The organism is Thermostichus sp. MS-CIW-23 (assembly GCF_054059455.1).
Map to the genome: position 1 here is coordinate 1 of NZ_JBSSCC010000067.1, position 7426 is coordinate 7426.

Consider the following 7426-nt stretch of genomic DNA (forward strand, 5'->3'; position numbering starts at 1 on the left):
GAAGTAGGGGATTCTCATGCGGACGAAGGGACTTGAACCCTTACGCCTTGCGGCACTAGATCCTAAGTCTAGCGCGTCTGCCGTTCCGCCACGTCCGCAAAACCTGCATGACCCAACTGGCTACCTGCGCCAGCATTCCAGTTGGAGCCTGCCCACCTATGCTAACCCAAGCCGACTCTGGCTAACCCGGCAGCTGGGCAACAGCAACCTTCAGATCATCTGTGGCGTCCAGAACCACCCAACCTTGCCCCACCGCCCGCTTCCACAGCTCAAAGTGGAGGTGCGGCCCAGTTACCGCTCCGGTCGCCCCCACATAGCCGATGACGGATCCCCGCTCTACCACTTCCCCCGGTGTTACAGCAACTTCGGACATGTGGCCATAGCGAGTGCGCCGACCGCCGGCATGCTCCAGCACAACGGTGATCCCTAGACCCCCCAGGGATCCCGAAGTGACCACCTTGCCGCTTAAAGAGGCCAAGATCGGCGTGCCCACGCTGGCCCCCAAATCCACTCCAGCATGAAACTCCGGCTCTCCGCGGATGGGGTGAATTCGCATGCCAAATCCAGAAGTAATCGGCACCGGGTGAGGTAGGGGGTAGAGCAGTCGTTCGTCACCTGCCGCCAGTTCAGGCAACCTTGGCGTTTGCGGTTCAGGAGCTTGGGGCTGGCTGGGATCCTCGATGCGAATCTCTTGGCCGGGGGCGAGAATGATGCGGCGACCGGAGCTGCGTTCCATCAGCACCACCGGCACCCCACCTTCAGGCTGAGCATGGGGAACCAGGTCATGGTTCTTCTGGGGCTCAATCACGATCTCGCGGCCTACTACCGTCTCTGGGCGGGTTTCTGCCTCAAGGGTCGCAGGGCTGCCCTCTCCCAGGGGAATGGCTCCATCCAGCAGCAGGGCTGCTGCCCCAGGCGTGTCTAGGGCCGGTTCCACCATGGGCGGCGGGGGCAGAGGGGTTGGTTGGGTTTGGGCCAGCAGAGCAGTGGGATAAAACCAGAGCAGAGCCAGCCCCAGCTTCAGCCAAAAGCGCAGCCGCCGAGCTCGGGGGGAGAAAAGGCGCGCCGCCATAACCCAAAGTTTCATCACCGAGTTCAACGCAGGCCACATGAGAAAAAACACTGGAAAAACTACGGGCTGCCGCCCGCCGGAATGGAATAGCTCAAGCGAACTTGATCGGGTGTAAGCGTCAGAATGGATGGCTGCTGTTGCCAATGTCGCTCCCCCCGTGTTTGTACTCGCACCCTTCCATCCTCGGCAAGGCCCAAGATCGTGAGGCTAGTCCCCCTTTCGAGCCATTGGACTTGCGGCTTGACCATCCAGGCTTCGTACTCTGAGCGAACGGAGGCAAATCCCCCTTGCAACCAGACGTGGAATCCCTGCTCCATCCCCTGCAGAACCCAGCCGGCAATCTCAGTGCGATCGAGGGAGCGGTGCGGAGGGGATCCCAAAATTTGGGCTAAGGTGATTGCCCCAATGGGAACGGGGTTGTTGACATTCACCCCCACACCGGCCACCAACCCCAGCAGTTGCCCGCCCCCCCCAAAGCGGCTTTGCACCAGGATCCCCCCCAGCTTGAGCAGAGAATCCGGGCGCTGCTCGTCCACCACCACCAAATCGTTGGGCCATTTCAGCCGCAGCGGGATCCCAAGGTTTTGCCGTAAACGGCCCGCAATGCCCCAGCCCAAGGCCAGGGTCAGTTCCAGCAGCGAGTAATGCAAAGGCGGGGATCCCAGCCAAACGGACAGGTATAGTCCCCCCGGCTCCGAGTGCCACACCCGCCCATGTTGACCTTGCCCAGCCCGTTGGCGGGTGCTGACCAAAACTGTGCCCACTGGCAGCGGCTGTGGGAACCGACGGCCCCAGTCCAAGAGCAGCCGATTGGTGGAATCGGTCACCGCCACTTGCAGCAGATGGCGGCCCCACCGGCCCGCCTGGGATCCCAGCCGCGAGGGGGAAAGCATCTCCGTCCGGGATCAGCTCAACACAATGTCTTCCGCCGGACGCTGGGCCAGCCGCTTGAGGTTTTGGTAGCGCAACATGTCCAGCAGATCATTGCCCGAGCGCCCCTCCAGACGGGCCTCCACATGCAGCGCCTGCCCTAGGGCCTCCACCGCCTGCAGCCGCGGGATCCCGCGCAACACCAGGCGATCCACCGCATAGGCGTCAGCAGCCAACAGACGACGGTCATTGGTTTGGTCGCGGCGCAACTGCCAGAGGGCCAAGCCACTCAAACCACCCGAAACGGTTGCTCCCACGGGATCCTGTTGTACGGCCTCGAAGATCAAGCTCAACCCCCCCAGAGCTGCTATGGCCAGGTAAAAGTCGATCTGCCGCGACACCGCCCGACTGTAGTAGCCCACCTTGTGCAGGAACAGCCCCGCCCGCTGCAGGGGGGTAAATTGCCGCCACTCGTAGGGCTTGATGAACAGCCGCATCTGCCGTTCCCAGGGCATTTGCCGACGGCCTTTGATCACCACCGTTTGCCGTTCCGAGGCGGGCAAGATCTTCACACTCTCCCGCATACTGGCCGGCAGCAGATCCAACAGGCGCTCAATCTCCGCCTGATCCAGAACGTAGTTTTCGTAGCCGTAGTATTCCGAGTTCATGCCGGGCCTGCTCCTCAGCTTAGTCCCATCGCCTGACGCATCTCTCGCACCGCCCGATCCAGCCCCACCAGCACCGCTCGACTGATAATGCTGTGGCCGATGTTCAGCTCCTCCATTCCCGGAATCCGCGCCACTGGGCCGACATTCCAGTAGGTAAGACCATGTCCCGCATTCACCCGCAAGCCCAGCTGAAGAGCCTGTTGGCTGGCCTTTTCCAGGTGGTCAAGTTCCACCTGCCGCTGAGCTGCGGATGAGGCTTCTGCATAGCGCCCCGTGTGGAGCTCCACCCAGCGGGCTCCCACTTGGGCAGCAGCGGCAATTTGGGTCGGATCTGGGTCGATAAACAAGCTGACGGGAATGCCGGATCCCTGCAGTTGGCCGACCACATCCCTGAGGCGCGACACCTGCCCCGCCACATCCAACCCACCTTCGGTGGTGATTTCCTCCCGCCGCTCAGGAACCAAAGTGACGTAGTCAGGCTTAATCTCCAGGGCAATCGCCACCATCTCCTCGGTGGCTGCCATCTCTAAGTTGAGGTGGGTGCGCACAGTTTGCCGCAGCAGCCGCACATCCCGATCTTGAATGTGACGGCGATCCTCGCGCAAGTGCACCGTAATGCCATCTGCCCCCGCCAGCTCGGCAATCACCGCTGCCGCTACCGGATCTGGCTCCACCGTGCGGCGTGCCTGTCGAAGGGTGGCAATGTGGTCGATGTTAACTCCAAGACTTAACAAGGCTTTACTGCTTTGGGTGTAGAGGAGAATACCCCTAGTATTACATTATTCAATTTACGCCGGTCAGATGAGCCAGGATGCCATGGGCCTCAGGCCGCGAGGGTGTAGGCTTTACTCTATGATCGAGTAGCGACGTCTCGCCTGTGCGGGATCCACTCCGGGCTTGCCATGACTGATCCAGATGCCTCTCTGGCGGTGGGACAACACTCCATTGTTGACCGGGCGCGAGTGCCGGCCTTAATTGCCCAGTACTTGCCGGTGGAGATCTGCATTTACTACCAAGTCGTCCCCTTGGCCCTGGATACCGACAGCCTCATCTTGGGCATGGTGGATCCCCAGGATTTGGCGGCGTTGGACTATGTGAGCAAAATGCTGGCCTATTCCCAGATTTCCGTCCAGCCAATCCCTCTCACCGCTCAGCAGCAGCAGGATTTAATTGCCTACTACTTCAGCCATCCCCCCGACCCGGCAGAGGTGGAGCGGCTGCGCCTCCAGGCCCAAGCCAACCGGGTGACTCGGGAGGTTCCTGCTCCCGTGTCGGGGCCCCCCACGCAGTTGAGGCCAACCCAGCCTCCGTCCGTCCCCGCCGACGAATCAGAAGAGACAGTACAGCAGTTGCTCAACTCGATGCTGCGGCGGGCTTTGGATGAGAAAGCCGAGCAAATTTTCGTGGAACCTCAAGAGGGGCCTTCTTGTCGAGTGCGCTACCGCCAGCAGGGGATTTTGCGGGATCTGTTCAAAGATCTCTCCGAGTCCATACGAGCGAAGTTGATCACCGCCATGAAGCGGATGATGACGCTGGATCCGGAGTTGATCGGGGAGCCGCAGCAGGCAGAGGTGGAGCGGATGTACCGGGGGGAGCCACTGGTGTTGCAGTTGCGCATCATACCGCAGCGCTCCAAAAGTGGCCAGACTGCCGCCTCTAGAGAAGGGGCCATCTTGAGCATCCTGCGAGGGGAAGCTCTCCAGAAATATCAACAAGGCCAGAATAACCTCCGCGTCTCTGAGACCCTAGCTTTGGCCCAACAGACCTATCAACTGCTGCAACAATTGCAAAGTGCTCTCAGCAACACAGTTGACAAGCTTAAGCAGTACCCCAGTCCGCCGCGGAGCGACTGGCCCCTGATGACGGAGGTGTTGGCAGCTATTCAAGCCCAAGCCCAGATGATCGCCATCCACCAGCAGGACTGGGAAAAACTCAATTCCGGCAGTTGACCCCCCAAAACCAGCCCCGAGCAACATCCCTTCAACGGGATCCCTCCCGCAGCAGCACCAAAATCACTCCGGCAATGATGCTGATGGTGGCACCGGCAATCAGGCTGGTGGCTAGACGTTCCAGCCGTTCCCCGATGGTTTGTGAGGTGTCGAACTTAAAAGTGAGCTTTTCGACATCACCTGAGAGCTTTTCGACATCGCCCGAGAGCTTTTCAACCCGCTCCGAGAGTTTTTCAACCCGCTCCGAGAGTTTTTCGCTATCCCCTGAGAGCCGATCGATCCGCCTCAAAACTTCCTCTTGTTGTTGGGTGAGGCGAGCTATTGCTTGGCTATTGGCCTCGACCAGGCGCTCGACTCGCTCTAGGCGCTCTTCTGTTGAAATCGTCATAGGGGCTAACAGTCGCGAGTACGGTACACCAGAATACCCATCCTATGCTATTACCGGCTATTCGTCTCTCCGGCAGGGGTTTAATGGGAGGGCATCCCATTCTGCTGCCCTGGATTGGGTGCGGTAATCTTGAGATCGTGAAGTCTTGTTCGTTAGCTTCCATGCCGTCAAAAGATCCAACTCCTCTGCCCAAGCCCCAGTCGCCATCAGGGGAAACCCCTGCCAGCTCGGGATCCCGCAGCTGGTGGCAGGCGCAACGGGAAAACCTTCTAACGGTGGTGCTGGCTCTGTTGCTGGCCTTCGGCATTCGCACCTTTGTGGCAGAGGCGCGTTGGATCCCCTCCGATTCGATGCTGCCCACTCTGGAAGAAGGGGATCGGCTGGTGGTGGAAAAGGTCAGCTACCGCTTTGGTTCGCCCAGACGAGGCGATATTATTGTTTTCAACCCTCCCGCCAAACTGAACTTTGACGGGGCCTACATCAAGCGGGTGATCGGCCTGCCGGGAGATCGCATTCGCATCGCCAACGGTGAGGTCATCATCAACGGGATCCCGCTGCGGGAAGACTACATCTATGCCCCCCCCGACTATTCTTGCCCTGGCGAGCGCTGTCCTGGAGTTCCCAATCAGGGATCCGAATTCGTGGTTCCTCCCCGCTCCTATTTTGTGATGGGGGATAACCGCAACGACAGCCAAGACTCCCATGTGTGGGGTTTCTTGCCGGAAGAAAACATCATCGGCAACACCATTTTTCGCTTTTGGCCCCCAAATCGCCTACACTTTTTCGCCCCGCCAAAATATCCTGAGCTTCTTCCAGAGGCCCAAGTGTTGGGCAACACAGCCCGGTAGAAAGCCAGCTTGACCCTGTCGGGACTGCTCAGTGCAGCCGCTCCAGCACATAGTCCACCATCTGAAACAAAGCACGACGCGCCGCAGAGTCCGGCAGGCTATACAGCGCTTCGGCAGCCCGCTGGGCGTAGTCGCGGGCCAACTGACGAGAGCGTGGGATCCCTTCGCTTTGATACACCCACTCCAGGGCCTGCTTCAGGTCTTGCGGGTTGGACAGCTCCCTGAGAATGAGCTCTCGCATCTGGGGAAATTCCTCTAGGGCAAACAGAACGGGTGCAGTGAGGTTGCCCTGGATGAGGTCGGATCCCACAGGCTTGCCAAGCGTCTCTGCCGAAGCGGTGAAATCCAGCAGATCGTCGACAATCTGAAAAGCAATGCCCAGATCCCGCCCAAAATCGAACAGGCGATCCGCCACTTCCTCGCTAACCCCGCTCAGCAGGCCAGCAGCCTTGGAACTGCCGGACATGAGGGAGGCCGTTTTGTAGAAGCTCTTGGCCAGGTAGTCTTCCATCGACACATCCGGGTCGAAGCGGGTGAGGCTCTGGCGCACCTCTCCCTCCGGCAAATCCATGATTACTTTGGAAAGGAGCTTCACTACCTCCAGGTTGTCCAGATTGGCCAAGTACCAAGCAGCTTGGCCGAAGAGGTAATCCCCCGCCAGCACGGCTATCCGATTGTCGAAGAGGGTGTTCACCGTATCGATGCCCCGTCGCACGTCGGCAGCGTCGATGACATCGTCGTGAACCAAGCTGGCCGTGTGGATCATCTCAGTAATCTCTGCCAAGCGCCAATGCCGTGGGGTAATCTCTCCATCTGGGGTGGTGGCACGGGCAATGAGGAGCACGATGGCTGGCCGGATCCCTTTCCCCCCCGCCGAAAACAGATGTTCGGCAGCCATGGCCAGAATGGGGTGCTTGGCACTGACCAACCGCGTCAGGTTCTGGCGTAAACGCTCCAGATCCGCTTCTACAGGGCCAAAGGGGGAGAGCACAGAGGTCATGGAGCCAAAGTATGATGAGGTTTTACAAAATTTCACATCTTTTCCTATTGTAGAGTACCCCATCGTTCCCGGGGAAAACCAGGCAGTATCATGCAAGCAGTCTTTTGCCCTTCTCATGTCGGATCCCGTTCCCCCACTTCGATCTCATTCCGTTCCGCCGCTCCCTTCAGAACCCGATTGGGAGGAGGAGTGGGAGCTGGCGCTGGAAAAGCCGCCGCTGCCTGGGCGGGCCCAGCCTCACCATCATGATCCCCAGTCTCGGCGCAAGTTGATCAACCGCTTGGCTCGCATCGAAGGGCATGTGCACGGGATCCGCTCCATGATCGAGCAGGATCAGCCTTGTCCAGATGTGCTGCTGCAAATTGCCGCCGTCAAGGGAGCGCTGGATCGGGTGGCGCGGCTGATTTTGGACGATCACATTCGCCACTGCATCCGCCATGCCATCGAGACCGGCAATATCGAAGTGGAGCTGGAAGAGTTGCAGCGGGCTCTGGATCGTTTTATCGGCTAGGTTTTGATGGTCATTTTGATTTAAACTAGGTCGTGTTGATCTTATGTTAGGATAGAGAGAATAATTTATAGAGGAAAGAGGATGAAGTTGGTTTTTTTAGATGAAAACAAATGGCAGAAG

At 59.1% G+C, this 7426-nt stretch carries 9 protein-coding genes and 1 tRNA gene; 3 read left to right on the top strand and 7 right to left on the bottom strand.

Annotated elements, in window-relative coordinates:
* Positions 1–17: 17 nt before the first annotated feature.
* The 5 genes from ACVW0B_RS13940 to ACVW0B_RS13960 form a co-directional block, all read right to left on the bottom strand.
* Positions 18–98: transfer RNA gene (locus ACVW0B_RS13940), tRNA-Leu, on the bottom strand.
* A gap of 83 nt (positions 99–181) precedes the next feature.
* Positions 182–1087, bottom strand: coding sequence for a M23 family metallopeptidase (locus ACVW0B_RS13945; RefSeq protein ID WP_457491964.1), 906 nt, complete (start codon positions 1085–1087; stop codon positions 182–184).
* Between the two features lie 44 nt (positions 1088–1131).
* Positions 1132–1965, bottom strand: coding sequence for a biotin--[acetyl-CoA-carboxylase] ligase (locus ACVW0B_RS13950; RefSeq protein ID WP_457491965.1), 834 nt, complete (start codon positions 1963–1965; stop codon positions 1132–1134).
* Between the two features lie 12 nt (positions 1966–1977).
* Entirely contained in the window at positions 1978–2610 is a 633-nt protein-coding gene (locus ACVW0B_RS13955; protein ID WP_011432111.1) for a DUF3318 domain-containing protein, read from the bottom strand.
* Positions 2611–2624: 14 nt separating this feature from the next.
* Positions 2625–3344 carry a pyridoxine 5'-phosphate synthase gene (locus ACVW0B_RS13960; RefSeq protein WP_414383724.1) on the bottom strand — a complete coding sequence of 240 codons (720 nt, stop codon included), beginning with the start codon at positions 3342–3344 and terminating at the stop codon, positions 2625–2627.
* Between the two features lie 168 nt (positions 3345–3512).
* Here ACVW0B_RS13960 and ACVW0B_RS13965 point away from each other — a divergent pair, with 168 nt between their 5' ends.
* Entirely contained in the window at positions 3513–4559 is a 1047-nt protein-coding gene (locus ACVW0B_RS13965; RefSeq protein ID WP_457491966.1) for an ATPase, T2SS/T4P/T4SS family, read from the top strand.
* Between the two features lie 31 nt (positions 4560–4590).
* Here the strand turns inward: ACVW0B_RS13965 and ACVW0B_RS13970 are convergent, their stop codons facing one another.
* Positions 4591–4947 carry a YbgF trimerization domain-containing protein gene (locus ACVW0B_RS13970; RefSeq protein ID WP_457491967.1) on the bottom strand — a complete coding sequence of 119 codons (357 nt, stop codon included), beginning with the start codon at positions 4945–4947 and terminating at the stop codon, positions 4591–4593.
* 161 nt (positions 4948–5108) lie between these two features.
* Between ACVW0B_RS13970 and lepB the strand changes: the two genes are divergently transcribed.
* Entirely contained in the window at positions 5109–5795 is a 687-nt protein-coding gene (lepB, locus tag ACVW0B_RS13975; protein ID WP_414341706.1) for a signal peptidase I, read from the top strand.
* Between the two features lie 28 nt (positions 5796–5823).
* Here lepB and sds read toward each other — a convergent pair whose 3' ends face one another.
* Positions 5824–6795 (bottom strand): solanesyl diphosphate synthase, encoded by a 972-nt coding sequence (gene sds / locus ACVW0B_RS13980; RefSeq protein WP_041436149.1) that lies wholly within the window; start codon positions 6793–6795, stop codon positions 5824–5826.
* Between the two features lie 115 nt (positions 6796–6910).
* On the opposite strand from sds, the gene ACVW0B_RS13985 reads away from it, so the two are divergent.
* Positions 6911–7306, top strand: coding sequence for a metal-sensing transcriptional repressor (locus ACVW0B_RS13985; RefSeq protein ID WP_414358242.1), 396 nt, complete (start codon positions 6911–6913; stop codon positions 7304–7306).
* Positions 7307–7426 lie beyond the last annotated feature (120 nt).